A 26,752-nucleotide genomic window follows, 5' to 3' on the forward strand; every position below is an offset into this window, starting at 1 on the left:
CCAGCTAAAACGGTTTACATTAATTTGATTGTCGGAAACTCTGCCTCGGAACAAGTTGGAGGCGGCATGTCGCTTGAGTTTTTTCTGACATCCCTAATTGTGGTGCTATTGCCGGGGACCGGTGTGATATACACGCTGGCCGTTGGTCTTGGGCGCGGTTTTCGCGCCAGCCTTGCGGCCGCAGTTGGATGTACAATTGGAATCGTTCCGGCAGCACTTGCCAGTATCATCGGGCTTGCCGCGCTTTTGCATACCAGCGCGCTGGCGTTTCAGCTCATCAAGTATCTGGGTGTCCTTTATCTGTTTTATATGGCTTGGGGGATTCTCAAAGATGGCGGCGCATTGGAGGTCAATGCCGAGAAATCCTCGGTAAGCCACGTCAAAATCGCGGTGACCGGAACTTTGATCAATGTTCTGAACCCCAAACTATCCTTGTTCTTTCTGGCCTTCCTGCCACAGTTCTTACCGGCGGGTACGGCGAACGCAGGGCTGGAACTGATCAAGCTCGCCCTTGCCTTCATGGCACTGACCTTTGTGGTCTTTGTTGGATACGGAGCCTGCGCGGCGCTGGCGCGGGATTATGTCATTCACCGACCATCCGTCATGACCTGGATCAAGCGGTGTTTCTCAACCGCGTTTGGTGCGCTGGGCGTCAAGCTCGCGCTTTCTGAGTAACCTTTGTACGAACTCAGAGGCTAGCCGCCAACCGTGTGCCCTGATTGATCGCCCGCTTGGCGTCCAGCTCTGCCGCTACATCCGCGCCACCAATCACGTGCGGGGTGATGCCGCGATCGATCAGCGCGTTGGCAAGGCAGCGTTCAGACACCTGACCAGAACACAGAACAATCGTATCCGCTGGGATGACAGTCGGATCAGTGCGTTCTTCGCCAAAGGTTACATGCAGGCCGTCCTCGTCGATGCGTTCATAGTTCACGCCGCCTACGAAATTGACGTTTTTCATCTTTAGCGTTGCGCGGTGAATCCATCCCGTAGTTTTGCCCAGCCCTTTGCCGTGTGCCTGCTTCTTGCGCTGCAACAGGGTGATCTGCCGCTTGGGAGCCTCGGGCTGCGGGCCTTCGGGGGCCAGGCCCGAGCGGTGATCCTCGGGGTCGGTCACACCCCATTCCTTCATCCAGACGGGCAAGTCGGTTGTGGGGCTATGTCCGTCTTCAATCAGGAATTCGGACACATCAAAACCAATGCCGCCTGCGCCGATCACGGCGACGGACGCGCCGACCTCGGCCTTGTTGCGCAGCACGTCGATATAGCTGAGGACGTTGTCCCGATCCTGTCCCGGTATCTGCGGATCGCGAGGGGTAACACCGGTGGCGATGATCACCTCGTCAAAACCGGTCAGGTCATCGGCACTAACCTCGCGGTTCAGTTCCACTTTCACACCCAGATCAGCCATCATGGTGCGGTACCAGTCGACCAGGCCCCAGAACTCTTCTTTACCCGGTACCTGTTTGGCCATGTTCAGCTGACCGCCAATTTCACTGGCGCGGTCGAACAGGGTGACCTCATGGCCGCGCTGGGCGGCGGTCATGGCGGTGGACAGGCCAGCCGGGCCAGCACCGACAATAGCCACCGTCTTGACCGTATCTGCCTTGGCAATCTCCAACTCGGTCTCGTGGCAGGCGCGCGGGTTAACCAGGCATGAGGTCAGCTTGCCGCTGAACGTGTGATCCAGGCAGGCCTGGTTGCAGGCGATACAAGGCGCGATCTTGGCGCTGTCCCCGGCAATCGCTTTGTTCACGAAATCCGCATCCGCCAGCATTGGGCGGGCCATTGAGACCATATCGGCGCAGCCTGTCGCCAAAACCTCTTCTGCCACTTCCGGTGTATTGATCCGGTTTGAGGTGATCACGGGGATCGAGACCTTGCCCATCAGCTTTTTGGTCACCCACGCAAAGGCGGCGCGGGGAACACTGGTCGCAATCGTCGGAATCCGTGCCTCGTGCCAACCGATGCCGGTGTTGATGATCGTCGCACCGGCCTGTTCGACCCGCCGCGCCAATTCCACCACCTCATCATGGGTCGAGCCGTTGGGGATCAGGTCAATCATCGACAGGCGGTAGATGATGATGAAGTCCGTTCCCACCGCCTCGCGCGTGCGGCGTACGACTTCGATGGGCAGGCGCATCCGGTTCTCATACGACCCGCCCCAACGATCGGTGCGCTTGTTGGTGTGGGTTACAAGGAACTGATTCAGGAAATACCCTTCAGAGCCCATGATCTCGACCCCGTCATAGCCTGCCTTCTGGGCCAATCGGGCAGCGTTGACGATATCGCTGATCTGTTTCTCGATGCCGTCTTCGTCCAACTCGTTTGGCGGAAACGGCGAGATCGGAGACTTCACAGGGCTGGGGGCCACACATTTCGGGCCATAGGCATAGCGGCCCGCGTGCAAGATCTGCATGGCGATCTTGCCGCCTGCTTCGTGCACGCGCTGCGTCACGATGGAATGGTTCGCCACTTCTTTGTCGTTGGTCATCATTGACGCACCCGGCAGGACCGAGCCTTCAAGGTTCGGGCCAATCCCGCCTGTCACCATCAGTGCCACGCCACCCCGCGCACGGTCGGCATAGAACTCGGCCACGCGGTTCCAGTCGCCGGTTTCCTCAAGCCCTGTATGCATCGAACCCATCAGCACGCGATTCTTCAGCATGGTAAAACCCAGATCCAGCGGAGCCAGCATGTTTGGGTACGCAGTCATGGCGAAACTCTCCCTCACGAAATTGCACTCTAAATTGACGTGCGCGTAAACTTTGTCACGCGAAACCTAACGTCACCCCCTTTGCGGACCCTGCGGCGCTTGTTAGAGGTTTCCTGAACAACCCCATGAGGCCACGCATGACCCCCGAAGAAATCGCCAAACTGCCCTATCGCCCCTGCGTCGGGCTGATGCTGATGAATGCTGAGGGCAAGATTTTTGTCGGCCAGCGTAATGACCGCCATAAGGACGCGTGGCAGATGCCGCAGGGTGGGGTGGACAAGGGTGAGGACCCCCGCGATGCAGCTCTGCGTGAGCTATGGGAAGAAACAGGCGTGACCGCTGATCTGGTCAAGGTAGTGGCCGAGACCGATGGCTGGCTGCCTTATGATCTGCCGCATGAGATCGTGCCCAACATCTGGAAAGGCCGTTTTCGCGGGCAGGAACAGAAATGGTTCCTGCTGCGCTTTACCGGCAGCGACGATCAGATCAACATTGCAACGGATCACCCGGAATTCACCCGCTGGAAATGGCAGGAGCCGGACAAGCTGATCGCGGAAATCGTGCCCTTCAAGCGTGAGGTCTATGAGCAGGTGGTGGACGCGTTTGCCGACTATTTGAGCTGAGGGTATCTTGCGAAGCCTTCCGGTTTGAAGCGTACATGTGCGTCTTGCCCTGCCTTATCCAATTCGTATAGGTCCGGTTTAGACTGCAGGTATTGTCGCCAGGTCTTTTCCTTGCGTTCGCTGATCTTGATTCCATGTTGTCGGTGCATTTTTGCCCCCAGAATGGTCAGACGCATACCAGCACCGTTCTTGCTGTTGGCGGCAATGATTTTACGAATCTGGCAATCCATATCCGTGGTTTCCGCGCTGTTTTCTGCTGCCCCCACAGCATTATTTGGGGAAGAAAGCTCGGTGAAATGCGAGCAAGCGCTTCGTGTGTTTTCTGGGGTCTTGGCCTGGCCCATGCCAATGGTCGTCACCCCGTGCTCCCGCAGACGTCGATGTAGATGCACGAAATCCCCGTCCGAACTGGCAATGACCACGGTTTCAATGTTGTGCCGCAAGGCCAGTTCAACGGCATCTATGGCCAGCAGAATGTCAGTCGCGTTCTTGCCGGTGCCACTGTGAATCAGATGAAAGCTGCGCGCATCGTGCCAGGCTGAGTTTTGTTTCGCGTTCATATAGACTCGGGCGATGTCGACGCGACCGAATTTAAATGCAGTCGTGAAAATCTCTGCTGCGTAGGTCGGGCTGATATTGTCGCCATCCACCAATACAGCCGTGCGGCGTGTCATGTATTCCAAATCCTCATGTTCAATCCGATTTTCTTAGTGTCGTTTTGAGGCGAAACTTTGGCGTGCTGCGTCGCTGATCACCCTGCGACAACTTGCCGTGAGGGGGCGTGGCCGCATGTCCGCGCCCTCTCTAGCTTGGTGCGTATGAAAGACACCGCGCATCCCCAGCCCGCCATTGCCCCCGCCGGACGCAAGTTCACAGGCACCGACCGTCGTGCCCCCTTGCGTGGCGGTTTACTAAGTTGCGGTGAATTTGGTGCGGGACAGACAGCGGGGCGGTTTTACCCCATCGCCTGCGTCGCGCTTGAGGTCACCCAGCACTGCAATCTGGATTGCACGCTATGCTACCTCTCGGACCGGGCCGAGATGACCTTTGACCCACCGCTTTCGGTTCTGTTTGCACGGCTCGCCACGATCCGCAGCCACTATGGCACAGGTGTCTCGGTACAACTGACGGGCGGTGATCCGACCCTGCGCAAAGTCGAAGATCTTGAGGCCCTGTGCCGCGAGATCCGCCGTCTGGGCATGCGGTCCTGCCTGATGACCAACGGTATCCGCGCCAGCCGGGCTTTTCTGACGCGGCTGGCAGCGGCAGGGTTGGATGATGTCGCCTTTCACGTCGACCTGACCCAGGAACGAAAAGGGTTCAGCACCGAGGTCGAACTGAACACCGTGCGCCGCGCCTACATCCGCCGCGCGCGCGGGTTGGGGTTGCGTATCCTGTTCAATACCACCGTGTTTGGCGGCAATTTCGGCGAGATACCGAAATTGGCCCGGTTTCTGCGTGACCGCCCCGAGGTTGCCTTTGTGTCGTTCCAGATGCAGGCCGATACCGGGCGCGGTGTTATGCGCGTGCGGCCCGATGCGATCACGCAGGACAGTGTGACGCGCGCGATCGAGGCAGGCTACGGCACGCCGCTGCATTTCGACACTGCTGCCGTTGGGCATTCCAAATGCAATCGTTATGCCAGTGTGGTCACCGCCGGAGGACGCGCTGTCTCGTTGCTGTCGAACCATCGGCTGGTGCATCGGGTGATCGCCGCGCTTGAGGGCGTTGACGATAAGCAGGACGCGCATATCCGCATCCACCCCAAACTGCGGCGCATGATCCGGCGGCACCCGCTTCTGGCCTTGCGGGCGCTTGGTCATCTGGCGTTAAGCGTGGTGCGTCTGGGATCAGGGCTGCTGCGCGGCCCGGTGCGGCGGCAGGCCGTGTTCATCCATAACTTCATGGCGGCGGATGCGCTTGAGGAGGATCGCTGCGCCTCATGCGTGTTCATGGTCGCGACGGCTAACGGACCGCTGTCGATGTGTGAACACAATGCGCAGCGCGATATGCATCTGGCCAGCCCGGACCGGATCGAAGGCCCGACCGGCCCAAGCTGGTGGAACGCCGCCGTGCCGCGTCTGTCTGGTGGGCCGGATCTGCCCGAGCTTGGCGACCCCTCGCTTGCCCCGCTGAAGCGGCTCAAGGGTCAGATGCGGGCCCTGCGCCAGATTCGGAAGGACGCGTCATGAGATACCTGCTGATCCTGCTGCTGCCCTTGCTGGCCGCCTGCGCCAGTGTTGAGCGTTTGGCGCTGCCCGCGCCCGAGGCCTTGCCGGGGCAGACCTTGACCAGCTTCGCGCCACTACCCGGACAATGGGTTGATCACAGTGATTGGACGGCTTTCCTGTCCCGTTATGTCGCGCCGGATGCGCAAGGTGTAAATCGGCTGGCTTATGGGCAGGTGACGCAGGCCGACCGGGCGCGGCTGGATGGTTATCTGACCGATTTGCAAGCCGTGGATCCGATGCAACTGACCCGCGATCAGCAGCTGGCCTATTGGATCAATCTCTATAATGCGGTGACGGTGGATGTGGTTCTTGATAACTATCCCGTCGCCTCGATCCGCGACATCAAAGACGGGCCGCTGTCGATCGGCCCCTGGAACCGGCCTCTGGTTGAGGTGGCGGGGCAGACGCTGACCCTGAACGATATCGAGCATCGCATCATCCGACCCACATATGATGAGCCCCGTATCCACTATGCGTTGAACTGCGCGGCCGTGGGTTGTCCCAATCTAATGAGCCGCGCTTGGCAGGCCGAGACCTTGGAGCAGGACTTTGCCGCGGCCGAGCGTGCCTATGTCAATGATCCGCGCGGGGTGCGGTTCAATGATCGCGGGAGGCCTGTCCTGTCAAAAATCTACATCTGGTTCCGCGAAGATTTTGGACCAAATGAACAGGCCGTGCTGTCCTATATTCGAACGGTCGCCGATCCCGACTTGCGGTCCCGACTGCAGCAAACACAGCGGGTCAGGGCGTATGATTACGATTGGCGGCTGAACGACGCGGCCGGTTCATAGCACGATCTTCCGATCACACCTGGCCGAGAATACCCTGCGGGAGTTCCACGACGCGGTTCATGTCGGGTGTCGCAACAGGCACAAGGATACCGCGCCGATACCAGGCCGGTCTGTGGCGATTGCTTTGAACGTTCCGGACGTGACTGAGATGAGCATCGCTATCATCGACCTGACCCAAAGCAATGTGGTCAAGAATAATCCGTTCCCACTTGTCCAGATTCTTCCACGAGCGCGGCGCGTTCTTCATCATGATCTTTCGGTCACGATGGGCCTGATGCACGGCGTTCGAACACATCCGCATGTGCAGCAGATACAGCCCTTCAGGCATGTTTACAGTGTAGGAAGATGACCCTCGAGGGTTTATGTGAACCCCATGGTTTTCCAGCCGCATGCCATTTCGTACCGCAAACGCCTTGGAATACCTGGCAAGAACCAGACCATAGCGCCGCTGGGCGGTGATAGGGTCTGGCGTCAGTTCCTTTTCGCTTTCGTGCTGGAAAACCTCAAGGCCGAGAGCAAAGGCGAACGGAACATCCTGACGCTGCAGGATCTCGGGCACGGTTCCATATGCCCTGTCCGCGACAATGAACTCATCCGAATCCGTGCGAATGACCCATTCATAGGAACTGGACAGAAATTGAACGAAGCGATGCAGCATTTCGAACCGCCACGTGTCGAAATTCGCGACCGGCTCCCTTGGGACAGTGATGCAGTTGCACCCTTGGGCAATCTCACGGTGCCGTGGGTCGGCACCATGAGAGACGATAAAAAGGTTTTCGCGGCCCAGCATGTCGCCGTAATAATCGCACCAGCGCGCCAGCATTTCATAGTCGCGGTACACCATCGTCAGCGCAGCTATTTTCATGCGATGCCCTCTGTCCGGCCCTGACTTTTTACAGCAAGCCTGCGGCGCGCAGCAGTTCCTGCATATTTGCTTCGGGCCTTGGGCCGATATGGCTGATCACTTCGCGGGCGCAGACATTGCCGATGCGGGCGCAGGTCTCATAATCGCGACCGGTGGCCATGCCATACAGAAACCCGGCGGCAAACTGATCGCCCGCGCCGGTCGCGTCCACCGGCACCACCTTTTCCACCGGAACATCGGTGCGTTGGCCGTCATATAGAACCGTTACCCCGTCACCCGACCGGGTACACACAACCAGAGGGCAGATCGCGGCGGTCTTTGCTAGCGCTTCTTCCAGATCGTCGGTTTCGAACAGCGACTTGATCTCGGCCTCGTTGCCGATGACGAAATCCAGCTCGTTCTCGATCAGCAGCAGAAAATCGACCCGGTGACGTTCCACGCAGAACGGGTCCGAAATAGCGATGCCCGCCATTCCGCCGCCTTTGTGACAGTTTCGCGCAGCCTCAAGAAACGCCGCCTTGCCCTTTTCCTTGTCGAACAGATACCCCTCAAGGAACATAAGCTGGCTGTTGCCTGCCACGTCAGCAGAGACGTCCGCCGAGGACAACTCGGACGAAATCCCCAAATAGGTGTTCATCGACCGTTCCCCATCGGGCGAGACAAAGATCATTGAGCGCGAGGTCGGCAGTTCGCCACCCGGCACCGGCGGGTTCACGAAATCCACGCCATCCTCGTTCATCGCATCCGCATAGAACCGGCCCAGCGCGTCATCATGCACTCGTCCGATAAACGCGGCATCCAGCCCCAGTGCGCCGGCCCCGGCGATGGTATTTGCCACAGACCCGCCCGGCGTCTGAACCCGACCTTCCATCGAGGCATACAGCACCTCGCCGCGTTCCTGTTCGATCAGCTGCATGATGCCTTTTTCGATGCCCATCAGTTCCAGGAAACTGTCATCGGCCTGGGAAATCACGTCCACAACGGCGTTTCCGATGCCAACAAGCTGGTAGGTTTTCATAGATTCTTGTCCTCAAATTCGCAGAGATCGCGGATGATACAGGTGCCGCACATGGGTTTGCGCGCCTTACAGTGATAGCGGCCATGCAGGATCAGCCAGTGATGTGCATGCAGCTGGAAATCGGTTGGAATGTTGTCTTCGATGGCACGCTCGACCGCGTCCACGTTTTTGCCCGGGCAGATGCCGCTGCGATTGCCGACGCGAAAGATATGGGTGTCCACCGCCTGCGCCGGATAGCGCCACCACATGTTCAAAACCACATTCGCCGTCTTGCGCCCCACCCCCGGCAGTGATTGCAAGGCCGCACGGGAATTGGGTACTTCGCCGCCATAGTCTTCGACCAGAATACGGCTGAGCTTGATGACGTTCTTGGCCTTTTGTCGAAAAAGACCGATGGTTTTGATGTGTTCGATCAGGCCGTCTTCGCCAAGATCCAGCATCTTTTGCGGCGTGTCGGCAACCTTGAACAACGCGCGTGTGGCTTTGTTGACGCCCGCGTCCGTCGCCTGCGCAGACAGCGCCACAGCAACGACCAAGGTGTAGACGTTGACGTGCTCCAACTCGCCCTTGGGTTCGGGGTCGGCGTCATGGAAACGCGTAAAGATCTCGCGGATCGTATGATAATCGAGTTGTTTTGCCATCTGGGCCTTAATGCCGCCCGCTGGCCCGTGACACAAGCCCAAAGCCAATGCGCAAGTTCCGGGTCGCTTGGACGTGGCCTGCGCGCTATGGTTTACCCCAGATAATGAGGTGAAAGACATGAACGTCCAGACTCCTGAAAGCGGCTATCACTACAACGTCATGCGACGCGCGATCGAGTTGATTGATCAGGGCGGAGAGCCCCTCAGCCTGGATGAGCTGGCCCGCCAGATGGACATGAGCCCGGCACACTTCCAACGCCTGTTCTCGCGCTGGACCGGCGTGTCACCGAAACGGTACCAGCAATACCTGACTTTGGGTCACGCTAAGGCGCTGTTGCGCGAACGGTTCACGACGCTGGAGACCGCCCACAATGTGGGCTTGTCCGGCTCTGGCCGCCTGCACGATTTGTTCCTGAAATGGGAATCCATGAGCCCGGGCGAATACGCCCGCAAAGGCGCAGGGCTGACGATTTATTGGGGCTGGTTCGAAAGCCCCTTTGGCCCGGCGTTGGTGATGGGTACCGACAAAGGTATCTGCGGCATGGCCTTCGGCGCCGAGACCGGTGAAGAAGGCGCGATGGAGGATATGCTGTCGCGCTGGCCGCAGGCGGACTTTGTCGAGGACCCGATGCGCCTGCGCCCGTGGGTGCTAAGCGCGTTTGGATCGGTCAGTGACCGCTTGGAGCCGACGCCCCTATACCTGATCGGCTCACCCCTGCAGATCAAGGTGTGGGAGGCACTGATGCATATACCCTCGGGCCAGGTCACCACTTATTCCGAGATCGCGCAACGGGTAGGGTCCCCGCAAGCGGTGCGTGCGGTTGGCACGGCTGTGGGGCGCAACCCGGTCAGCTGGCTGATCCCCTGCCACCGGGCGCTGCGGAAATCTGGCGGTTTGGGCGGCTACCATTGGGGCCTGCCGGTCAAACGCGCCATGCTGGCCTATGAGGCTGCACAGGCGGAAGCCTGAAAACAGAGCGAGGCACCGTAAGGTGCCTCACAATTGGATTAATCAAACTTGATTACTCTGCGGCCCAGCCACCGACGGATTTGACTTCCAAAAAGTCCTCCAAGCCCCAAACGCCGCCTTCGCGTCCGTTGCCGGATTGCTTCATCCCACCAAACGGTGATCCGGCACTGCGTGACTGGCCATTCATTTCAACCATGCCCGACCGCAGCACCCGCGCCATACGATTGGCGCGCGCGGGGTCTTGTGTCTGGACATAGTTGGTCAGACCATAAGGCGTGTCATTGGCGATCTCGACGGCATCTTCTTCGGTGTCGAAGGGCATCATGGTCAGGACCGGGCCAAAGATTTCTTCACGCGCGATAGTCATCTGATTATTGGCGTCGGCAAAGACGGTGGGGCGGACGTAGTACCCTTTGTTCAGCCCCTCGGGCCGTCCGGTGCCACCTGCGACCAGACGCGCGCCCTCATCAATGCCTTGCTGGATCAGGTCCTGAATTTTAGTCCATTGCACTTCGTTCACTACAGGACCGATATGGCGGCCTTCCTCAAGCGCCGGACCAACGGTGACCTTGTTGGCCACTTCTGCCGCTATCTCCACCGCCTGATCATAGATCGGGCGCTGGACCAGCATGCGGCTGGGCGCGTTACAGCTTTGGCCGGTGTTGTTCATCATGTGCAGCACACCGCGTTTAACGGCCTTTTCATCGGCATCGGCAAAGATCACGTTCGCGCCTTTGCCGCCCAGTTCCAGATGCACTTTCTTCAGCGTTTCGGCCGCAGCCTTGGAAATCGCGGTTCCGGCACGGGTCGATCCGGTAAAGCTGACCATATCCACATCTGGGTGTGCCGAAAGTTGCGAGCCGACGCCCACCCCATCGCCATTCACCAGATTGAACACGCCGGGCGGAAAGCCTGCGGCGTCCATCATCTCGGCAAAGATCATCGCGTTCAGTGGGCTTTGCTCGGACGGTTTCAGCACCATTGTGCAACCCGCAATCGCCGCAGCACCGACTTTGAGCGTGATCTGGTTCATCGGCCAGTTCCACGGTGTGATCAGGGCCGCAACGCCGACGGCCTCGTGAATGATGCGGTCATTGGGGGCATGATCGCCCAACGGGCGTTCGAACGGGAAATCCTTTGCGGCGCGGATGAAGTTCTTGAGGTGATAGATGCCTGCACCCGCTTGCGAACTGCGTGACATATCCAGCGGCGCGCCCATCTCAAGCGACATAGCCTGCGCCAGATCTTCCGAGCGGGTTTGATAGACCTCGACAAGTTTTTCCACCAGCGCGATCCGTTCCGCAACCGGAGTGGCCATCCAGCTCGGCAGAGCCGCCTTGGCCGCAGCGACGGCGGCATCCGTATCGGCCTGCGCGCCCAACGAGATCACCGCGCAGGGTTCCTCGGACGAGGGGTTGATCACGTGAAAGTCATTGGCCGCCGACGGGGCGACCCACTGACCGTTGATATAGAAATCGCGTTTTTCGATCATGGCGCATCCTCCTGTGCCAACAGCCCGAAGCCGGGATTCGCGGCCACTCTGTCACCGGGGCAAGGGCACGGCAAGGAAAAATTTGATCAAATTATTTGACGCCCTTATGTGGTTTAACAATCGCGCAAAGTGTTTAGGTTTACGGCAACCGACTCGGGTTTTTCACAATAAAGGAGATTCGCCATGGGTTTGCGCATCAATGATACGGTTCCGAACTTCACTGCAGAGACGGATCAGGGCACCATTCAGTTCCATGATTGGATCGGTGACAGCTGGGCGATCCTGTTTTCGCACCCCAAAGATTTTACTCCTGTTTGCACCACCGAGTTTTCGGCTGTGGCGCAGCTGAATGACGAATGGGCGGCTCGCAATACCAAGGTTCTGGGCGTGTCGGTCGACGGGGTCGAGGATCACAAGAAATGGAAAAAAGACATCGAGGCTTACGGCAACGCCAACCCCGGCTTTCCGATCATTGCCGATGACGGGCTGGCGGTGTCCAAGGCGTTCGACATGCTGCCAGCCGAGGCGTATCTGCCCGACGGTCGCACGCCTGCAGACAGCGCCACGGTGCGCTCGGTCTTTATAATCGGGCCGGACAAGCAGCTGAAACTTTCGATGACCTATCCGATGACCGTGGGCCGGAACTTTGCCGAGATTCTGCGCGCGCTGGACGGATTGCAGATGTCGGCCAAGGGCGTTGCGACGCCTGCTAACTGGGTGCCGGGTGAAGACGTGATCATCCCGCCTGCCGTGTCCAACGATGAAGCAAAAGAAAAGTTCGGCGAGTTCGAAACGATCTTTCCCTATCTGCGCAAGACCAAGGCACCGTCGTAAGGCGGCACCGGGTCTGGGGGGCTGTCTGCCCCCCTCGCGCCTAACGGCTACTTCCCTCTAAGGTATCTTCAGCCAGATGAAGTACGCGGGCGCTGCGGGTGCAGGTGCAGCTTTGCCCGATAAGCTGCGCGTTTGAATTCGCGGGTCAGTTTATCCGACGCCGGCGGTTTGGTTTGGATGGTCGACCCACCGATTTCGCGCGCCACCTCTTGATTACCACTGCCCAGCAGGGCGTGGATGGGTTGGCCGGTCAGCCAGTGCATTTGCATGAAGGTATCTACCGGGCGGTCAATCTGTTCGGTGGCGGCAAGCAATCGTTTGGCCGCGTGTCGACCCACCATCTGACAGACGCATTGCAACCCGATCACCTTGGGCAGGATCAGCCGAAGCCCGTTCTGTTCGGCCAGAGTCTGAACCGGGACCTCGCGCTGCTTTACCGGAATGCGGATATAATGGTCGGGTGTGGCGATCGGGGCCAGAACCTCTAGCGTCTCGGCCATGCGGGCGGGGTCGATACGCAGGTCATCTTCGGTGATGATGGCCAGATCAATTTCTTCATCGACCAGCTTGCGCCAGATGCGGCGATGGCTTTCGAACACGCCGATTTCAGCCGGACGGAGGGGAAAGGGGTAATGCGGGCGGTGCAGATTGCCGGGATGAAGCTGAACACCGGCGATCTGTTCAGGATCACGGCCATTCACGGCCTCGAACAGTTCGGCATTTGGCAGATCGGCGCACAGCTTGTCGGCATTGGGTCGCCGGGCGGTGCTAGAGGACATATGGATGATAAAAGATCGCATGATCCCGTGCATAGAACACGGGACCATGCGGGGGAAGAGGAACCGGATAGAAACTCTGCCCCCGTGCGCACTCAGAACCCGTAGCGCAGGCCGACATTGACACTGAACGTGTCGATATCGTCTTCGACAGAGCCGGTGGAGGCTCCGTTGGGTGCCACGCGGTTGGTTGAGACGTCGAAGGCGCGAGAATAGCGGGTATCGAGGGTTAATGCAGTGGTTTCGTTGACCTCATAAGCCACGCCGGCGATGACTTGGGCTGCAAAGTTCGTCTCACTGTCGTCCAGCCGCACGCCCGGCCCGTAAGAGATGTCGATATCGGAATAGGTTACGCCAAGACCCAGACCCACATAGGGTGTGAAAGCGCTATTTTGCTTGATGTCGAATAGCACATTGCCAAACAGCGAGGTCTGCGTGATATCGCCCGATGTATTTCCCTCATTTCCGGGTCCGTTGCCCGAGAAATTGACGCCGTCCACGTCGTTGTCGCGGTAGGACAATTCCAGTTCGACCCGGGTGCCGATGCGGTCATTAGACCATTGTGGAATTTCCTTGCCAACGGCGATACCCAGCCCATAGCCCGCGTCAAAATCGGTGTCCACGGATTGTGGCGATCCGTTGATCGTGCCGCCGAAGTCGCTGTCTTGCAATTGGCTGTAGCCTGCGAAGCCCTGAATATAAAGGCCATCAGTCAGGCTTTGGGCAGCCAGTGCCGACGCGCTGACCGTCAGGGCCGCCGAGGCGAGAATGAGACGAGAAACCATAACCATGTCCTTTGTTCCGAATTGGGTACAAGGCACATGTGGGCAATTGAGACGCGAAAAGAAGGCGCTGGAGCTTCACGTTGAGTCACAGGTTATTTGCACGGTGTGAGTGAATAAATCCGCCTTGAATTTCAGATTTGATCTTTTCTGGGCTTGGGCGCTTTGGGCTCGTTCATCAGCGGAGCGGTCAAAAGCTCTTCGACAAAGAAACTGAGCAGTTGAAGCCGCCCCGTGACATCTGCCTTACGATAAATCGCTGCGCTTTGTGCCTTGATCGTCCCTTCTTTGGTCTGCCTGAGTTCGGCGATTTCTGCGATGGACAGCCCTTTGATGGACAGCAGCGCGACATCACGTTCAGCGTCGCTGAGTTGCCATTCGCTGAACTGGTTGTCGATGATTTGGGCAAAGGCACCCTGCGCCACACCAAGCTGGCGCTGCATTTCGCGCACACGTCGGTTTTGCGTGCGTATAAGGGTAATGGTTGCGGCCAGCCCCCCCATCAGCGCCAGCGACAGAACCAGTTCAAACCCGTGCAGATGGCGGAACCCGGCACTTTCGCCTCCGGTCCAATCCAGGATCGCGTCGGTCAAGAAAAAGGCGGCGCAGAGGGCCTGCACCACCAGAAGGAGCCAGAGTAAAGACGTCTGTGAGAGCTTCATGGCGCTCCTTTGATTTCGCGCGGTCAGTCGTCGTCTTTTTCGATTTCGATGGCGGTCACCTCGCCATTCGTCTCGGTCAGGACCAGTTCAGTTTCCACGCCATCCTTGCTGAGTTCAACCTCGATCTCACCATCTTCGAACTCGATCTCCTCGATCTGGTATCCCTGCGCCTCTAGGGTCGCCCGGATTTCGGCCTCGCTGGTTCCCAGTTTGTCGCCAAGCCCTACGTTAGCCAGAGCCAGGGCCGGGGCAGTTACGATCAGGCCGGTCAGTGTCAGCATCTTGAAGGTTTCCATATCGCATCTCCTTTTGTGCATTGCGTCGATGCGATCGAACTGGGGATGGCCCCCGGCTGCTGCGATTGGATTTTGGTTGAAACTGGCGGGTTTAAACCAAGGTTTACGCCGCAATTTCAACGAAACAGGGGCATTTAGGCCTTACGGTTCTGAACGCAACCAATTTGTGGTAGGGTGTTGTCGGGGGAATAATCTACAGGCATGCGACCAACGACGTCGGGATTTTCAGACTGTGCATAACAGGAGAAGACGATGGGTTTTACTGATTGGTACATTGAAGGCGATGCTTTTGGGAACTGCAATTGCGGGTATGCATGCCCTTGCCAGTTCGAAGAATTGCCAACCCATGGCCATTGCCGCGGGTTTGAAGTGTTGGAAGTTTCAAAGGGGCATTTTGGCGACACGGATCTAAGTGGTACGAAGGCTGCTCTTATCTATGCCTGGCCGGGTCCCATTTTCGAAGGCGGCGGTGAGATGCAGGTGATCATCGATCCAAGTGCCTCGGACGCCCAACGCGCCGCATTGGAAAAGGTCTTTCACGGCGAAGAGACCGAGGAAATGGCGACCCACTGGCACGTTTTCCGTACGATGTGCGACAACGTTCATGAGACTCTGTATGTGCCGATTGATTTTGAGATGGACATGGACGGGCGTACGGCCCAGGTCACCATCGGGGATGTGCTGAAATCTTCCGGCGAACCGATTCAGGCACCGCATGGCGGTGGCCCGCATCGCGTACGGATCGATATCCCCGGCGGTATCGAATTCACCCTGGCCGAGATCGGCAGCGCGTCCACCAAGGCAGACGCGGCGATCAAACTGGACCTGAACGACAGCTACGGTCAGTGGCATGTCATGAAGCACGGGCCGACAGGGGTGGCGCACTGATTGTCGAGCAGCGCCTCATTTGTCCAAAACCCGAATTGCGGCCCAGTTCTCACTACATATCGAGTGTTCGAGCGCCTTTGAATGTCTCGAACCCGTTGGTTGTCTCGGTCAGTTCTGCCTCGTAATGGGCAATCATTGACATTGCGATGGGCTCGATCTGCTCGTGCCAGACTGGCCCTTCGTAGAAGTCATTCTTTATCCGCTCTCTTGCTTCCAAAGAGGGGAAAGCGCGCATCCAGTGTACTTTGTTGGCATCCTCCAGATCGCGGAGTGGCCCAAAAACAAGCATGCCTGCATCGCGCAGAGCAGAGCGGTTATGCTTTTCAAAAAACGCAATAAATTCCTCTCGGAGGCCGGGTTTCAGCGTGTAATGACGAATTTCCAGGATCATTGCATTGCCTCACAGAAGAACTCTTTAACTGTCGCCATGCTTCGAGGACGTTTCAAGGGCAGCCCAAACAAAAAAAGACCCCGGCTGAAACCGGGGTCTTTCCTGTTCGAAATAGAAAGGCAGATTACTCTGCGCTTTCCTCTTTCTTTTCTTTCTTCTCGGGAACGATCTCTTCACCGGTTTCCTGATCGACCACTTTCATCGACAGGCGCACCTTGCCGCGATCGTCAAAGCCCAGCAGCTTGACTTTCACTTCCTGACCTTCCTTCAGCACATCTGACGGATGGTTCAGGCGGCGGTTTTCGATCTGGGACACGTGGACCAGACCGTCGCGCTTGCCAAAGAAGTTCACAAAGGCACCGAAGTCGACGATCTTGACCACTTTACCGGTATAGATCTGGCCCTCTTCGGGTTCTGCGACGATCGAGTGGATCATCTCATAGGCCTTCTTGATCGATTCACCGTCGGGCGAGGCGATCTTGATCACGCCGTCGTCGTTGATGTCGACCTTAGCACCCGACACTTCGACGATTTCGCGGATTACCTTACCGCCCGAACCGATCACTTCACGGATCTTGTCGGTCGGGATGTTCATGGTCTCAATGCGCGGTGCGTGGACCGAGAATTCGTTGGTCTCGGACAGGGCTTTGCCCATCTCGCCCAGGATGTGCATCCGGCCGTCCTTGGCTTGCGCCAGGGCTTTTTCCATGATCTCGGGTGTGATGCCCGCAACCTTGATGTCCATCTGCAGCGAGGTGATGCCGTTTTCGGTACCCGCAACTTTGAAGTCCATGTCGCCCAGGTGGTCTTCGTCACCCAGAATGTCCGACAGGATGGCGTATTCGCCGTCATCTTCCAGGATCAGACCCATGGCCACACCGGCAACCGGTGCTTTCAGCGGAACGCCCGCATCCATCATCGACAGCGAGCCGCCGCAGACCGACGCCATCGAGCTGGAGCCGTTGGATTCGGTGATCTCCGACACGATGCGGATCGTGTAGGGGAAGTCGGTCGCCGCAGGCAGAACCGCCTGCAGGGCGCGCCACGCCAGCTTGCCGTGGCCGATCTCACGACGGCCCGGGCCACCCACGCGGCCAACTTCACCTACCGAATACGGAGGGAAGTTGTAGTGCAGCAGGAAGTTCGATTTGAAGTTGCCGTGCAGCGCGTCGATGAACTGTTCGTCGTCGCCGGTGCCCAGCGTGGTCACGGCCAGCGCCTGTGTCTCACCACGGGTGAACAGGGCGGAACCGTGCGTACGCGGCAGCATCGAGGTTTCCGCAACGATCGAACGGATATCGGTGGTAGAACGACCGTCGATCCGCTTGCCGCCTTTGACGACGTCGCCGCGCAGAATACCTGCTTCCAGCTTTTTCATTGCCGAACCGAGGTTGCCGTCTTCCAACTGCTCTTCGGTCAACGCTTCCTTGATCGCTTCACGGGCAGCGGCAACAGCGGCGGTGCGCTCCTGCTTGTCGGTGATCGCGAAGGCGGTGCGCATCTGCTCTTCACCGGCGGCCTTAACGGCAGCGGACAGCTCGGAGTAATCCGGCGCCTGGAAGTCAAACGGCTCTTTCGCGGCTTCTTCGGCCAGCGAGATGATCAGATCGATGACCGGCTGAATCTGCTCATGCGCAAAGTTGACCGCGCCCAGCATTTCCGCCTCGGACAGCTCGTAGGCTTCCGACTCCACCATCATCACGGCGTCTTTGGTGCCAGCAACAACCAGATCCAGACGCTGTTCGGGGTTCAGGCGCAGGTCCTGCATATCGTCCACGGTTGGGTTCAGGACGTATTCGCCATCCTCGAAACCAACGCGGGCACCGGCGATCGGGCCGCGGAACGGCGCGCCGGAAATGGTCAGAGCAGCCGAGGCAGCGATCATCGCAACGATGTCGGGATCGTTGACCAGATCGTGGCTCAGCACGGTGCACATCACCAGAACTTCGTTTTTGAAGCCGTCAACGAACAGCGGGCGGATCGGACGGTCGATCAGACGCGCGGTCAGCGTCTCTTTCTCGGTCGGGCGCGCCTCGCGCTTGAAGAAGCCACCCGGAACCTTACCGGCGGCATAGTATTTTTCCTGATAATGCACGGTCAGCGGGAAAAAGTCCTGACCGGGTTTTTGTGCCCGCGCAAAGGTCACGTTTGCCATGACGCTGGTTTCGCCCAGCGTGGCAATCACACTGCCGTCCGCCTGACGGGCAACTTTGCCGGTTTCCAGTGTCAGCGTCTCTTCGCCCCACTGCATAGATTTCTTTGTTACATCAAACATATGCGTATCCTAGATGGGAGCGCTCCCGGCCCTCCGGGTCTCCCGTTTGCATGGCGGCCCCATTGCCGCCGACCCCATTTTTACTTTCGTCTGAGTGCCGGGGTCAGGGCACAACGTCTCAGATATCGCGCGCATACATGAGATTGCGTCCAAAGGAAAGCGAAACCGAACCGGGTTGGCGGTCTGCCGCCCTGCTGAATTCGTGATGATGCCGGCATGGACCTGGGGTGGTACAGGCCGCTAAGGTACAGGGGCATTTCGGGTTTCGGGCGGAGAATGCAGATGACGGCCTGGCTAAAGATTTTACCGCTGGCATTGCTGGGTTTCATCGGCCCGGTTTCGGCCGCGCCAGGTGCTGCGTTGGATTGGGCCGCACTGCCGGACCCGTCGGTCCAGAATTTTGACGACCCGTTTCGCGCGCTTACCCCCGAGCAATTTGATGATCTGTTATTCGCGGTCCGCCTGCGCAGCAGATTGCAGCAAGACGTCGGCAGCGCGGAAGACCGCCAGAAATGGCAAACACTTCTGATGGAAACCGAAGATGCCCTTGCCGCCGACCAGATTGACGTCGACTGGCTGCTGTCCCAGCGCGAATACGTGTCCGAGCGCCGAAACAGGGCCAACACAAGCGGCAATCCCGGTCTTGACGGTCAGACGGTGACCCTGATGGGTTATGCCATTCCTGCGCCATCGGATGAAGATGGCCAATCGGTGGCCTATCTGGTGCCTAAGCCCGGCATGTGCAGTCACCTGCCACCACCCGCGCCGAACCAGATGATCCGGTTGAAATTGCGCAACGGCTGGACACCGGCCTATACGCATGAGCCGGTGCGCCTGACCGGGCAACTGGTAATCGATCCTTCGGACCATGAGATGAACGTCGTTGACGGGCTAATGCCGATGCGTGCCACATTCCGGATGGATGTCGACCTTGTCGAGACGCTGGAAAATCAAGAGGGTCAATCCACCTGGACGCCATCCCTAAGGGACCGGTTGCGCGCGGCGGGCAGTCGTAAAACCCGTGGGGCGCCGTTACAGGATTAATTACCCGTTTTTCCGTTTTTGGCAGTAAAACCCCGAAAATTGCGCGGATTTTGCGAAATTTTGATGATCGTGTAAGCTCTTACCAGAAGACTCGCGGTCGACATGACGGGAAACGCGCCAAGGGAAAACCAGAACACTTGCCGTCCACCGACCGAAGACCTTGGCGTTTGCACACAGCAAACTGAGGGAAAGTCGAATGGCACAAACCAAGAAAATGCTGGATCCGGATCCACGGATCTATGATTTCGAGACCGAATATGAACTGGGCCAGGATAATGTCCGGCCCTTCGGTCTGGATATCCACAACCCGGTCTTTCTGATCTCAAGTATCCTGATCTTTGCCTTTGTTCTGATCGCCTTGGCCAACCAAGAGGCCGCAGCGACGTTCTTTGGTTGGCTCCGGCCCTGGCTGACAAGCACGTTTGATTGGTTCCTGGTCCTGTCCGTGGACGCGATCACGCTGTTCTGCCTGGTGCTGATCATCCTGCCCGTGGGCAAGGTCCGGATCGGCGGCAAAGACGCCAAGCCCGATTACTCCTATGCAGGTTGGATCGCGATGATGTTCGCCGCCGGCATCGGCATCGGCCTGCTGTTCTTTGGCGTAATGGAGCCGGTCTATTACAACTTTGCCGAGGACGGGAACGCCGTGCCATTGGGTATCGATATCGCGGTACCAGGCAATGAATATGCTGGTGTCGTCGGCACCATTCACCATTGGGGTCTTGAAGGTTGGGCGGTTTACGCCGCAGTGGGTCTTAGCCTTGCGATCTTCAGCTACAACCTGGGCCTGCCGTTGACCCTTCGGTCTGCGTTCTATCCGATCCTGGGTGAGCGAGTCTGGGGCTGGTGGGGCCATTTCATCGATACGCTGGCCGTCTTTGCCACCCTGTTCGGCCTGACCACATCATTGGGTCTGGGCGCGCAGCAGGTTGCGGCGGGGCTGTACGAAGTGTTCGGCATCGAATCCAGCCCGACCGTCGTTGTCCTGCTGATTATTGGCATCACCATGATTGCACTGGGCTCGGTCCTGATGGGTATGGATGCAGGCGTCAAACGGCTGAGTGAGATCAACATGATCATGGCCGTAGGGCTGTTCATTTTCGTCATTGTTGTCACTGGAATTGGCACAGCCATCTCACGGTATTTCAACGTGATGACGGATTATGTGCTGCACCTTCCAGCGCTGTCCAACCCGTTCGGACGTGAGGATACCAGCTACTTCCATGGCTGGACCACCTTCTACTGGGCGTGGTGGATCGCATGGTCACCGTTTGTGGGCATGTTTATTGCCCGTATCTCGAAGGGCCGCACGGTACGTGAATTCGTCATCTGCGCCCTGCTTGCGCCGACAGCGGTTTGCGCCCTGTGGATGTCGACATTTGGCGGTGCAGCCATCGACATGCTGAACGCAGGCGGAGCGGAAGGTGTTCGCGCCACGGTGATCGACAGTTATGCCCCCGAAGGCGCGCTGTTCGGCTTCCTGAAAGAGCTGCCACTGTATAGCATCGTGGCCCCAATTGCGCTGGTCCTGATCGTGGTGTTCTTTGTGACCTCGTCGGACTCGGGTTCGCTGGTGATCGACACGATCACGGCGGGCGGCAAGATGGACGCCCCCGTCATCCAGCGCGTGTTCTGGTGTACGCTAGAAGGTCTGGTCGCCATCGCATTGCTGTTGGGCGGTGGCCTTGCCGCCTTGCAAGGCGCAGCGGTGTCGACAGGTATCCCCTTCACGCTGGTGGTTCTGATCATGTGCTATTGCCTATGGCTGGCACTGAAATCAGAGAAGGCGAAGATGTGAGGTAATCCCTGACACAACGGAAGCGCTCGCCAACAGGCGGGCGTTTTTTTGTTGCGCCTTAGGTCGGTTCTCGGCCTAAAATCTTAAAGCTTTGTTTTGCTATCAAACAGAAGAATTCTAAGCGGGGAATTCGCCGAACAGAGGTTTTTGATTGCTCTGATGCCGCTGGACAAGCTTTCGCATTTGTTTGCCCTTTTGGGGAATATAACGTGCCGACAGCGCCCGAACCTGCGGGTCGCCGCATCCGGGAAACAAATCCATTATCTCTTGCCGGGCCTCTTCCGAGACTGATTTTATGGCTTCTGGCCCTGTAAAAAGGCTTTCCGTTGGTGTGCCGTTGGACCAGATGATTTCATGCGTATCGAACAGAAGATGGAAATACACCACCCCGTCTGATGTGTTTTCCAGTGTCTCAACGCCGTCAAGCGGAAGAAGCTTGTTCGCCGGGATCAAGATATCCTTACAATCAAACATGCGCAGAGCGACCGTTGAGGAAACAAGAACACGATGCTGTGGTGAGACGACAAGATCCTGCTTGGGGTATCCTGCCCCCAAGGCACCGGCGCGGATCAGAATCGGTTTAAGTCTCGGCTGGGCCTCCAGTTCAGCGTTGCTGAGACAGCGTGACCCGATCCATCGGATAGGTTTATGGCCATGATCATAAGTCAGAACCTGATCTGACACTTGCAGGTCCTCGACCCGCCTTGGACCCTGAAGCGTTTCAATAAGGGTTCCGGACGCAAAGCATAGCACGTCCACAAACTCGCCGCTTGCGTTTGTTGGGCCCGTTTGTGACTGGTTGATGTCAATTTCGTTTTGCCCGCTATCATTCCAAGCCGCAGCAATTGCATCGGTGTTTACGGTCAATCCATTGAACAGCGCCAGCGGTTCCAGCGGCCCATTGTTCACCTTCACACCAAACAGCGCGATGGTTCCGTCCGGATTTACCTCTAACCGGACGACGGGTTCCCCATTCGTGTTTCCCAGCTGCCAAACGGCAGGTGTGTCGATCTCATACCTGTCACCGTCAGCAAACTGAACCGTTTGGCCCGCGGTTCCAGGTATCTGAAATTGAAGCTCATTTGGGGCTCCGGCAGGCCCGCCGACAAACAGATCGACGTCATTGATCTGAAGACTGAAACTGTTGTCCAGACTATCGAAGTCAATAACGAATCCGCCACCAGGGGACGTATCTGTAAAGTCGGTGGAGCCACCACCACTGATGCTGAAGTCTGTCATTTAATTTCTTCGGTCCCAAATCTTACGCGGACACAAAATCCATGTGCGGGGGTTCAATCAAGGCCGCAATTAGGTCATTTCGCGGCATCGGGAAAGTGTGTTCCGACGCTAAGGTTGGCGAAGTGTAAAGAAAAACTGTATTCGTTTCAGCACGTTCGCGATTCATGCGCTTTACCATCACTGGCAAGGGTAAAACAAAAAAACGCCCGCCAAAAAGGCGGGCGTCTGAATTGTACCAGCTGTACAGTCCGATCTTAACGGCGGATGCCCAGCTTTTTGATCAGGTCCTGATAGCGTGCTTCTTCCTTGCCCTTCAGGTAGTCCAGCAGCTTACGGCGCTGGGCGACCATTTTCAGCAGACCGCGACGACCGTGGTTGTCTTTTTTGTGGGTCTTGAAGTGCTCGGTCAGGGTGGTGATGCGCGAGGTCAGGATGGCAACCTGGACTTCTGGCGAACCGGTGTCGCCGTCCTTGGTTGCGAATTCTTTCATAACGCGTGCTTTTTCAGCGGCAGTAATCGACATCGGGGTCTCCTTTAAAAGGTTAGAGTTGATGGCGCAGGCCGGGATGTCGTCCAGCACAGGCCCATGGAGAAGACCGCACCGATTCCGATGCGGATGCGCGCGTATAAGCGTAATTTTGGCGAATGGCAAAAGGATTCTTCGGGCTCAGCCCAATGCGATCAGCTGTGCCAGATCGATCTCAGAGATCAGCTGAATGTCGTCGGCCGTCAACCCTTCGGCCCCCAGCAACTGCGCCACATCCTGCCCGTCGATCAGCACATGGGTCAAATTCTCGTTTTCAGCGTCGGTTTCGATCTGAATATCGGGGTCTTCCTGACCATCCCATGATACAAACAGCTTGTCCTGACCGGGTTGGAAATCCATCACGGTCACCGCTTCATCCTCGGCTTCGGGGGTCAGGATAATCTCATCCGCGCCGTCGCCGCCGGTGACGATGTCGCCGCTGTCGGCCAGAATCGTATCCTCGCCAGCGCCGCCGTTTAGGAAATCGACAGCGTCTTCTTCTTCTTCGCCGGTCAGGATGTCGTCGCCGTCGCCGCCAAACAGAACGTCCTCACCCTCGCCGCCGTCCAGCATGTCGTCGCCATACCCGCCGTGCAGCGCATCATCGCCTTCACCACCGTCCAACGCGTCATCGTCCTGCCCGCCATAGAGCGTATCTTCACCCTCGCCCCCTTCCAGCTGATCTGCGCCGGAATGACCATAAAGCATGTCATCGTCTTCACCCCCGGTCAGCAGGTCATCCCCGTCCTCGCCATGCAGAATATCGTCACCCGCGCCACCTGACACGAAATCCGCCCCTTCACCGGCGAACAGCACGTCATTGCCGGCACCGCCGTCGATGGTGTCATCCCCACCATATCCATTGACTTGGTCGTCCCCGTCCTGACCGGTCAGCACATCCGCCTCTTCGGTTCCGGCAATCACCAGATCACCATCGAATTCGGACAGTATGGTTTCGGTCGATGGTTCCTGTTCATCCGCGGTGTCTTGGGACGTGGTCGGGTCTTCGTCGGTTTCATCGATCTCAAGGTACTTGCCGTCAGAGACCTCGTCAGGCTGATCGTCAATGCTGTCTTCATCTTCGGGCGCGTCTTCGGGGACAAACGCGTCGCTCATGGCTAAGGCTGTGCCACCGACAGCGGCCAGACTTAGGAATCCGATCAGAAACATGGGAACCCTCCGTAAACGTACTGCCCCGAGGGTAAATGTCTCATACGGTCAAGCACTTGGTCAAAGCCAAGCTGATCTCGTGGTTAACCTTTTGTCACCACGGTTCGGGTTGTTGAGTATAGGCGATATAGAGCGGGTGTTTCGGGTGTCCGCCCTTGGTCAGCCCCAGGTGAAACAGTGGTTGGCCGGTGCCGCGCAGCAAGGTTTCCACCGCCGGGCCGCGCTCCAGATGCGCACCATGGGTGCCCCAGGCGGCAATGACCTGATCGGCCCATTCGACGCCGTCCAGAATCGCCGCGTCATTCGCAGGCCCGACCGGATCGGTGGCGGCGCGCATCTTGCGCGGATCTGTGTCGCGCCACGCAAAGATGTTGGTGACCTGAAACGCCCCGAACCCCAGCGCCCGCGCCCGCCGTTCACAGCGTTCGACGGTGGGGTCGTTCTGCACCTCGGTCGCGGTTGAGGGGTTCAGCATCACGAACAGCGCCTTGCATCCCTCCGGGTCCCAGATGCGGGTCAGGCTATAGCGATACTTCTCGCAATCGGAATAAATGGCGGTCGAGGGCGCATCGCCCTTGGTATGCGTTCGGGTGATCATGCCCTTCGCCTAACACGTGGCTCAGGCGACGAACACCCGGCTGGGGTGCAATTCGCCGGATTTATAGATGCCCACGGCCACAGCCTTGCCATCCAGCGAGGCCCATGCCTCGTCGCCGTATTCCACGTCCGAGGCCAGCACCATACCCGGGTTGCCGTTGCGCAGGCGATTGGCCCCTTCGGGGGTACATTTCAGTTCGGGCAGATCCGACAGACCGGTTTCCAGCGGATGCAGATACTCGTCCAACGCGGTTGTCTTGGCCATTTCGTCGATTTGTTCGATGCTCAAACCGTCCTCGGCCTCAAACGGGCCGGACCAGATGCGGCGGAGGACCTTGACGTGGCCGTGGCATCCCAGTGCCGCCCCCAGATCGCGGGCGATCGAGCGGACATAACCGCCTTTGCCACAGGTCATTTCCAGTACGACGTGATCTTCATCGGTGCGGTCGACGAGGATCAGTTCCTCAACCCATAGGGGGCGGGCGGTCAGCTCCACATCCTCGCCATCGCGGGCCAGCTTATAAGCGCGCTGGCCGTCAATTTTCACTGCCGAGAACTTGGGCGGAACCTGCATGATCTCACCCAAAAAAGGGGCCAGCGCCTGTTTGATATCCTCATCCGAGGGGCGCGCATCGCTTTGTGCAATCACTTCGCCCTCGGCATCGTCGGTATTGGTGGCCTGACCCAGACGCACAGTGAATGTGTAGGCTTTCAGCGCGTCGGTGATGTAGGGAACGGTCTTGGTCGCCTCCCCCAATGCCACTGCCAGAACACCGGTCGCTTCGGGGTCCAGCGTGCCTGCATGGCCCGCTTTTTTCGCGTCCATCGCCCAGCGTACCTTGTTGACCACCGCGGTCGAGGTCATGCCCGCAGGCTTGTCCACCACCAGCCAGCCGGAAATGTCGCGACCCTTGCGTTTACGTCCCATCTTGCACCTTGCCCTTTGCTGAGGCGCGCGACCTAACGGATCACCCGGGTCCTGTCAATTTCCCGGTGTGTCTTCGACCACACCCACGATTGGTCCCAGCGAAAAGCCAACGTCCGAGCGGTTGCTGGCCCGGTCGTACATGCGTGAAATATTGCCATCGAAGAACAGCGCATTCGGCGTTTCCAGCACGTCGCGGAAAAGGCTGCCGAATTCATGAAAAGTGACGTAGTCATCCGAGATTGCGAACACCGCCCGCGTGCCATCGGCGCTGGTGCCCACCCCGTTGCGCACATAGAGCGAGGTCGAGTCAGGCAGAAAGCGTGGATGTAGCTCTCCGTCGATCACCAGCATCGGGCCGGATTGGGTGGCAAACCGGCAGTCGGGGGCCTGTTCGACGAAATCCAGCGTCTCGAACACATCGGCACGACCGTCGCGGATGCAGAACACGCCGTTGGGCAGCAGGCCGAAATTGCCGGGGCCGGGATTCGGGATCACGCGCATGACCTCTTCGCCCTCTTCGACATAGTGGCCGACGGGCGAGCGGTCGTCGTGATACATACCGGCGTTCATCCCAAAGGCCAGACGCTTTCCACTGGGTTCAAGCGCCTCGTTCACCGATGAGAAATGCCCCAGCAGGTCGTCATTTTCGTCGTTCAGAAACAGGCGCAGGTCTTCATTGGCGGCGTCCACCTCGCAAACGGTATACCGCTTATTCTCGTGGGTCAGCTTTTCGCAGGTGACCGCGCCGGCCTGCACGGCCCAGAAAACCGCGCCCAACGTGACCAGTGTGCGGATCACTCGTCCAGATCGCGGCGCACCGCGTCCTGATTGAACATGCGGCGGGTGTCGTCCAGACGATCGAAAGTATCATCCAGACGGAACCGCAGATCGGGCGAAAACTTAAGGTTGAGCTTTTTGCCGATCACGCGCCGCAACTCGCCCTTGTTGCGAGCGAGCAGTTCGATCACATCTTCCTGCCCTTTGCCTCCAAGGGGCAGCACATAAGCGGTGGCGATCTTCAGATCGGGCGAGGTGCGCACCTCACCTACAGTGATTGACATGCGGTTCAGGTCGGGGTCGTGGACATCTCCGCGCGCCAGAACCTCGGACAGGGTGCGTCGGATCAGTTCGCCGACGCGCAACTGTCGTTGGGAGGGGCCGGGGCCATCGTGGAATTTGTTCTTTGCCATATCCCCGA

At 58.2% G+C, this 26,752-nt stretch carries 28 protein-coding genes; 9 read left to right on the forward strand and 19 right to left on the reverse strand.

The genetic code is table 11. From position 1 onward, the window contains the following. Positions 1–66: 66 nt before the first annotated feature. Entirely contained in the window at positions 67–675 is a 609-nt protein-coding gene (locus ACR0M2_RS13615; RefSeq protein ID WP_170349778.1) for a LysE family translocator, read from the forward strand. A gap of 13 nt (positions 676–688) precedes the next feature. Here the strand turns inward: ACR0M2_RS13615 and ACR0M2_RS13620 are convergent, their stop codons facing one another. Then, positions 689–2,716 (reverse strand): 2,4-dienoyl-CoA reductase FMN-binding domain-containing protein, encoded by a 2,028-nt coding sequence (locus ACR0M2_RS13620; protein WP_480705539.1) that lies wholly within the window; start codon positions 2,714–2,716, stop codon positions 689–691. Between the two features lie 137 nt (positions 2,717–2,853). On the opposite strand from ACR0M2_RS13620, the gene ACR0M2_RS13625 reads away from it, so the two are divergent. Next, positions 2,854–3,339, forward strand: coding sequence for an RNA pyrophosphohydrolase (locus ACR0M2_RS13625; protein WP_480705541.1), 486 nt, complete (start codon positions 2,854–2,856; stop codon positions 3,337–3,339). On the opposite strand, the gene ACR0M2_RS13630 is transcribed toward ACR0M2_RS13625, so the two are convergent. Next, a complete protein-coding gene (locus ACR0M2_RS13630) occupies positions 3,327–4,013 on the reverse strand; it encodes an NYN domain-containing protein (RefSeq protein WP_480705543.1) in 687 nt (228 codons plus the stop codon). The two genes, ACR0M2_RS13625 and ACR0M2_RS13630, sit on opposite strands and share 13 nt — an antisense overlap. A 144-nt stretch (positions 4,014–4,157) precedes the next feature. On the opposite strand from ACR0M2_RS13630, the gene ACR0M2_RS13635 reads away from it, so the two are divergent. Together ACR0M2_RS13635 and ACR0M2_RS13640 are read left to right on the forward strand one after the other, a co-directional pair. After that, positions 4,158–5,531 carry a radical SAM protein gene (locus ACR0M2_RS13635; protein ID WP_480705544.1) on the forward strand — a complete coding sequence of 458 codons (1,374 nt, stop codon included), beginning with the start codon at positions 4,158–4,160 and terminating at the stop codon, positions 5,529–5,531. Beyond that, a complete protein-coding gene (locus ACR0M2_RS13640) occupies positions 5,528–6,361 on the forward strand; it encodes a DUF547 domain-containing protein (protein ID WP_480705546.1) in 834 nt (277 codons plus the stop codon). Before ACR0M2_RS13635 ends, ACR0M2_RS13640 begins: the two co-directional genes overlap by 4 nt. 13 nt (positions 6,362–6,374) lie before the next feature. Here ACR0M2_RS13640 and ACR0M2_RS13645 read toward each other — a convergent pair whose 3' ends face one another. From ACR0M2_RS13645 to nth, 3 genes are read right to left on the reverse strand one after another with little or no spacing between them, the layout of a single operon-like run. After that, a complete protein-coding gene (locus tag ACR0M2_RS13645; RefSeq protein ID WP_170549921.1) occupies positions 6,375–7,226 on the reverse strand; it encodes a glycosyltransferase family 2 protein in 852 nt (283 codons plus the stop codon). A gap of 28 nt (positions 7,227–7,254) precedes the next feature. Beyond that, entirely contained in the window at positions 7,255–8,244 is a 990-nt protein-coding gene (locus ACR0M2_RS13650) for an adenosine kinase (protein ID WP_170349786.1), read from the reverse strand. Next, a complete protein-coding gene (gene nth, locus ACR0M2_RS13655) occupies positions 8,241–8,885 on the reverse strand; it encodes an endonuclease III (protein ID WP_170349787.1) in 645 nt (214 codons plus the stop codon). The genes ACR0M2_RS13650 and nth overlap by 4 nt, the downstream gene beginning before the upstream one ends. 118 nt (positions 8,886–9,003) lie before the next feature. On the opposite strand from nth, the gene ACR0M2_RS13660 reads away from it, so the two are divergent. Then, complete coding sequence (locus ACR0M2_RS13660) at positions 9,004–9,855, forward strand: methylated-DNA--[protein]-cysteine S-methyltransferase (protein WP_480705548.1); 852 nt, start codon at positions 9,004–9,006, stop codon at positions 9,853–9,855. Between the two features lie 52 nt (positions 9,856–9,907). Here ACR0M2_RS13660 and ACR0M2_RS13665 read toward each other — a convergent pair whose 3' ends face one another. After that, positions 9,908–11,347, reverse strand: a complete 1,440-nt coding sequence (locus ACR0M2_RS13665; RefSeq protein WP_480705549.1) for an aldehyde dehydrogenase family protein — start codon at positions 11,345–11,347, stop codon at positions 9,908–9,910. A gap of 183 nt (positions 11,348–11,530) precedes the next feature. Here ACR0M2_RS13665 and ACR0M2_RS13670 point away from each other — a divergent pair, with 183 nt between their 5' ends. Next, positions 11,531–12,181, forward strand: a complete 651-nt coding sequence (locus tag ACR0M2_RS13670; protein ID WP_170360748.1) for a peroxiredoxin — start codon at positions 11,531–11,533, stop codon at positions 12,179–12,181. A 68-nt stretch (positions 12,182–12,249) separates the two neighbouring features. On the opposite strand, the gene ACR0M2_RS13675 is transcribed toward ACR0M2_RS13670, so the two are convergent. The 4 genes from ACR0M2_RS13675 to ACR0M2_RS13690 all read right to left on the reverse strand — a co-directional run bounded on the left by ACR0M2_RS13675 (position 12,250) and on the right by ACR0M2_RS13690 (position 14,697). After that, the gene (locus ACR0M2_RS13675) at positions 12,250–12,981 is read right to left on the reverse strand and encodes a glycosyltransferase family 25 protein (protein WP_480705551.1); all 732 of its coding nucleotides are present in this window, start codon (positions 12,979–12,981) and stop codon (positions 12,250–12,252) included. 71 nt (positions 12,982–13,052) lie between these two features. Continuing rightward, on the reverse strand, positions 13,053–13,742 hold the full coding sequence (locus ACR0M2_RS13680) for an outer membrane protein (RefSeq protein WP_170410732.1): 690 nt from the start codon (positions 13,740–13,742) through the stop codon (positions 13,053–13,055). A gap of 131 nt (positions 13,743–13,873) precedes the next feature. Next, positions 13,874–14,401 (reverse strand): helix-turn-helix transcriptional regulator, encoded by a 528-nt coding sequence (locus ACR0M2_RS13685; protein WP_170360743.1) that lies wholly within the window; start codon positions 14,399–14,401, stop codon positions 13,874–13,876. Between the two features lie 23 nt (positions 14,402–14,424). Continuing rightward, the gene (locus ACR0M2_RS13690; RefSeq protein WP_170360740.1) at positions 14,425–14,697 is read right to left on the reverse strand and encodes a PepSY domain-containing protein; all 273 of its coding nucleotides are present in this window, start codon (positions 14,695–14,697) and stop codon (positions 14,425–14,427) included. A 252-nt stretch (positions 14,698–14,949) separates the two neighbouring features. On the opposite strand from ACR0M2_RS13690, the gene ACR0M2_RS13695 reads away from it, so the two are divergent. Further along, the gene (locus ACR0M2_RS13695) at positions 14,950–15,585 is read left to right on the forward strand and encodes a DUF1326 domain-containing protein (protein ID WP_170360738.1); all 636 of its coding nucleotides are present in this window, start codon (positions 14,950–14,952) and stop codon (positions 15,583–15,585) included. A gap of 52 nt (positions 15,586–15,637) precedes the next feature. On the opposite strand, the gene ACR0M2_RS13700 is transcribed toward ACR0M2_RS13695, so the two are convergent. Together ACR0M2_RS13700 and pnp are read right to left on the reverse strand one after the other, a co-directional pair. Then, complete coding sequence (locus ACR0M2_RS13700; RefSeq protein WP_170360736.1) at positions 15,638–15,976, reverse strand: NIPSNAP family protein; 339 nt, start codon at positions 15,974–15,976, stop codon at positions 15,638–15,640. 124 nt (positions 15,977–16,100) lie between these two features. Continuing rightward, on the reverse strand, positions 16,101–18,251 hold the full coding sequence (gene pnp / locus ACR0M2_RS13705) for a polyribonucleotide nucleotidyltransferase (RefSeq protein ID WP_480705552.1): 2,151 nt from the start codon (positions 18,249–18,251) through the stop codon (positions 16,101–16,103). Between the two features lie 282 nt (positions 18,252–18,533). Here pnp and ACR0M2_RS13710 point away from each other — a divergent pair, with 282 nt between their 5' ends. Together ACR0M2_RS13710 and ACR0M2_RS13715 are read left to right on the forward strand one after the other, a co-directional pair. Next, positions 18,534–19,295: a DUF3299 domain-containing protein gene (locus ACR0M2_RS13710; RefSeq protein WP_480705554.1), complete on the forward strand. Its 762-nt coding sequence runs from the start codon at positions 18,534–18,536 to the stop codon at positions 19,293–19,295. A 196-nt stretch (positions 19,296–19,491) separates the two neighbouring features. Beyond that, positions 19,492–21,093: a BCCT family transporter gene (locus ACR0M2_RS13715; RefSeq protein WP_170376187.1), complete on the forward strand. Its 1,602-nt coding sequence runs from the start codon at positions 19,492–19,494 to the stop codon at positions 21,091–21,093. A 117-nt stretch (positions 21,094–21,210) separates the two neighbouring features. On the opposite strand, the gene ACR0M2_RS13720 is transcribed toward ACR0M2_RS13715, so the two are convergent. The 7 genes from ACR0M2_RS13720 to rbfA all read right to left on the reverse strand — a co-directional run bounded on the left by ACR0M2_RS13720 (position 21,211) and on the right by rbfA (position 26,744). Continuing rightward, positions 21,211–22,332, reverse strand: a complete 1,122-nt coding sequence (locus tag ACR0M2_RS13720; protein ID WP_480662789.1) for a Hint domain-containing protein — start codon at positions 22,330–22,332, stop codon at positions 21,211–21,213. A 254-nt stretch (positions 22,333–22,586) separates the two neighbouring features. Beyond that, positions 22,587–22,856, reverse strand: coding sequence for a 30S ribosomal protein S15 (rpsO, locus tag ACR0M2_RS13725; RefSeq protein WP_008757925.1), 270 nt, complete (start codon positions 22,854–22,856; stop codon positions 22,587–22,589). A 144-nt stretch (positions 22,857–23,000) separates the two neighbouring features. Continuing rightward, positions 23,001–24,029, reverse strand: coding sequence for a calcium-binding protein (locus ACR0M2_RS13730; RefSeq protein ID WP_480705557.1), 1,029 nt, complete (start codon positions 24,027–24,029; stop codon positions 23,001–23,003). A gap of 94 nt (positions 24,030–24,123) precedes the next feature. Then, positions 24,124–24,627 (reverse strand): DUF1643 domain-containing protein, encoded by a 504-nt coding sequence (locus ACR0M2_RS13735; protein ID WP_480705559.1) that lies wholly within the window; start codon positions 24,625–24,627, stop codon positions 24,124–24,126. 21 nt (positions 24,628–24,648) lie between these two features. After that, complete coding sequence (truB, locus tag ACR0M2_RS13740) at positions 24,649–25,554, reverse strand: tRNA pseudouridine(55) synthase TruB (RefSeq protein ID WP_480705561.1); 906 nt, start codon at positions 25,552–25,554, stop codon at positions 24,649–24,651. Between the two features lie 54 nt (positions 25,555–25,608). After that, complete coding sequence (locus ACR0M2_RS13745) at positions 25,609–26,352, reverse strand: phosphodiester glycosidase family protein (protein WP_226689112.1); 744 nt, start codon at positions 26,350–26,352, stop codon at positions 25,609–25,611. Further along, positions 26,349–26,744: a 30S ribosome-binding factor RbfA gene (gene rbfA, locus ACR0M2_RS13750; protein ID WP_170349805.1), complete on the reverse strand. Its 396-nt coding sequence runs from the start codon at positions 26,742–26,744 to the stop codon at positions 26,349–26,351. Before rbfA ends, ACR0M2_RS13745 begins: the two co-directional genes overlap by 4 nt. Positions 26,745–26,752: the final 8 nt, after the last annotated feature.

The organism is Ruegeria sp. BE10 (genome assembly GCF_056538905.1).

Coding starts and splice junctions, on each gene's coding strand:
- ACR0M2_RS13645 (WP_170549921.1), bottom strand. CDS start 7,226: ATGAAAATAGCTGCGCTGACGATGGTGTACCGCGACTATGAAATGCTG.
- ACR0M2_RS13665 (WP_480705549.1), bottom strand. CDS start 11,347: ATGATCGAAAAACGCGATTTCTATATCAACGGTCAGTGGGTCGCCCCG.
- ACR0M2_RS13660 (WP_480705548.1), top strand. CDS start 9,004: ATGAACGTCCAGACTCCTGAAAGCGGCTATCACTACAACGTCATGCGA.
- ACR0M2_RS13625 (WP_480705541.1), top strand. CDS start 2,854: ATGACCCCCGAAGAAATCGCCAAACTGCCCTATCGCCCCTGCGTCGGG.
- ACR0M2_RS13715 (WP_170376187.1), top strand. CDS start 19,492: ATGGCACAAACCAAGAAAATGCTGGATCCGGATCCACGGATCTATGAT.
- ACR0M2_RS13690 (WP_170360740.1), bottom strand. CDS start 14,697: ATGGAAACCTTCAAGATGCTGACACTGACCGGCCTGATCGTAACTGCC.
- rbfA (WP_170349805.1), bottom strand. CDS start 26,744: ATGGCAAAGAACAAATTCCACGATGGCCCCGGCCCCTCCCAACGACAG.
- ACR0M2_RS13620 (WP_480705539.1), bottom strand. CDS start 2,716: ATGACTGCGTACCCAAACATGCTGGCTCCGCTGGATCTGGGTTTTACC.
- ACR0M2_RS13650 (WP_170349786.1), bottom strand. CDS start 8,244: ATGAAAACCTACCAGCTTGTTGGCATCGGAAACGCCGTTGTGGACGTG.
- ACR0M2_RS13730 (WP_480705557.1), bottom strand. CDS start 24,029: ATGTTTCTGATCGGATTCCTAAGTCTGGCCGCTGTCGGTGGCACAGCC.
- ACR0M2_RS13720 (WP_480662789.1), bottom strand. CDS start 22,332: ATGACAGACTTCAGCATCAGTGGTGGTGGCTCCACCGACTTTACAGAT.
- ACR0M2_RS13640 (WP_480705546.1), top strand. CDS start 5,528: ATGAGATACCTGCTGATCCTGCTGCTGCCCTTGCTGGCCGCCTGCGCC.
- ACR0M2_RS13680 (WP_170410732.1), bottom strand. CDS start 13,742: ATGGTTTCTCGTCTCATTCTCGCCTCGGCGGCCCTGACGGTCAGCGCG.
- ACR0M2_RS13630 (WP_480705543.1), bottom strand. CDS start 4,013: ATGACACGCCGCACGGCTGTATTGGTGGATGGCGACAATATCAGCCCG.
- ACR0M2_RS13685 (WP_170360743.1), bottom strand. CDS start 14,401: ATGAAGCTCTCACAGACGTCTTTACTCTGGCTCCTTCTGGTGGTGCAG.
- ACR0M2_RS13710 (WP_480705554.1), top strand. CDS start 18,534: ATGACGGCCTGGCTAAAGATTTTACCGCTGGCATTGCTGGGTTTCATC.
- ACR0M2_RS13670 (WP_170360748.1), top strand. CDS start 11,531: ATGGGTTTGCGCATCAATGATACGGTTCCGAACTTCACTGCAGAGACG.
- ACR0M2_RS13735 (WP_480705559.1), bottom strand. CDS start 24,627: ATGATCACCCGAACGCATACCAAGGGCGATGCGCCCTCGACCGCCATT.
- ACR0M2_RS13700 (WP_170360736.1), bottom strand. CDS start 15,976: ATGATCCTGGAAATTCGTCATTACACGCTGAAACCCGGCCTCCGAGAG.
- truB (WP_480705561.1), bottom strand. CDS start 25,554: ATGGGACGTAAACGCAAGGGTCGCGACATTTCCGGCTGGCTGGTGGTG.
- nth (WP_170349787.1), bottom strand. CDS start 8,885: ATGGCAAAACAACTCGATTATCATACGATCCGCGAGATCTTTACGCGT.
- ACR0M2_RS13615 (WP_170349778.1), top strand. CDS start 67: ATGTCGCTTGAGTTTTTTCTGACATCCCTAATTGTGGTGCTATTGCCG.
- ACR0M2_RS13675 (WP_480705551.1), bottom strand. CDS start 12,981: ATGCGATCTTTTATCATCCATATGTCCTCTAGCACCGCCCGGCGACCC.
- rpsO (WP_008757925.1), bottom strand. CDS start 22,856: ATGTCGATTACTGCCGCTGAAAAAGCACGCGTTATGAAAGAATTCGCA.
- pnp (WP_480705552.1), bottom strand. CDS start 18,251: ATGTTTGATGTAACAAAGAAATCTATGCAGTGGGGCGAAGAGACGCTG.
- ACR0M2_RS13695 (WP_170360738.1), top strand. CDS start 14,950: ATGGGTTTTACTGATTGGTACATTGAAGGCGATGCTTTTGGGAACTGC.
- ACR0M2_RS13635 (WP_480705544.1), top strand. CDS start 4,158: ATGAAAGACACCGCGCATCCCCAGCCCGCCATTGCCCCCGCCGGACGC.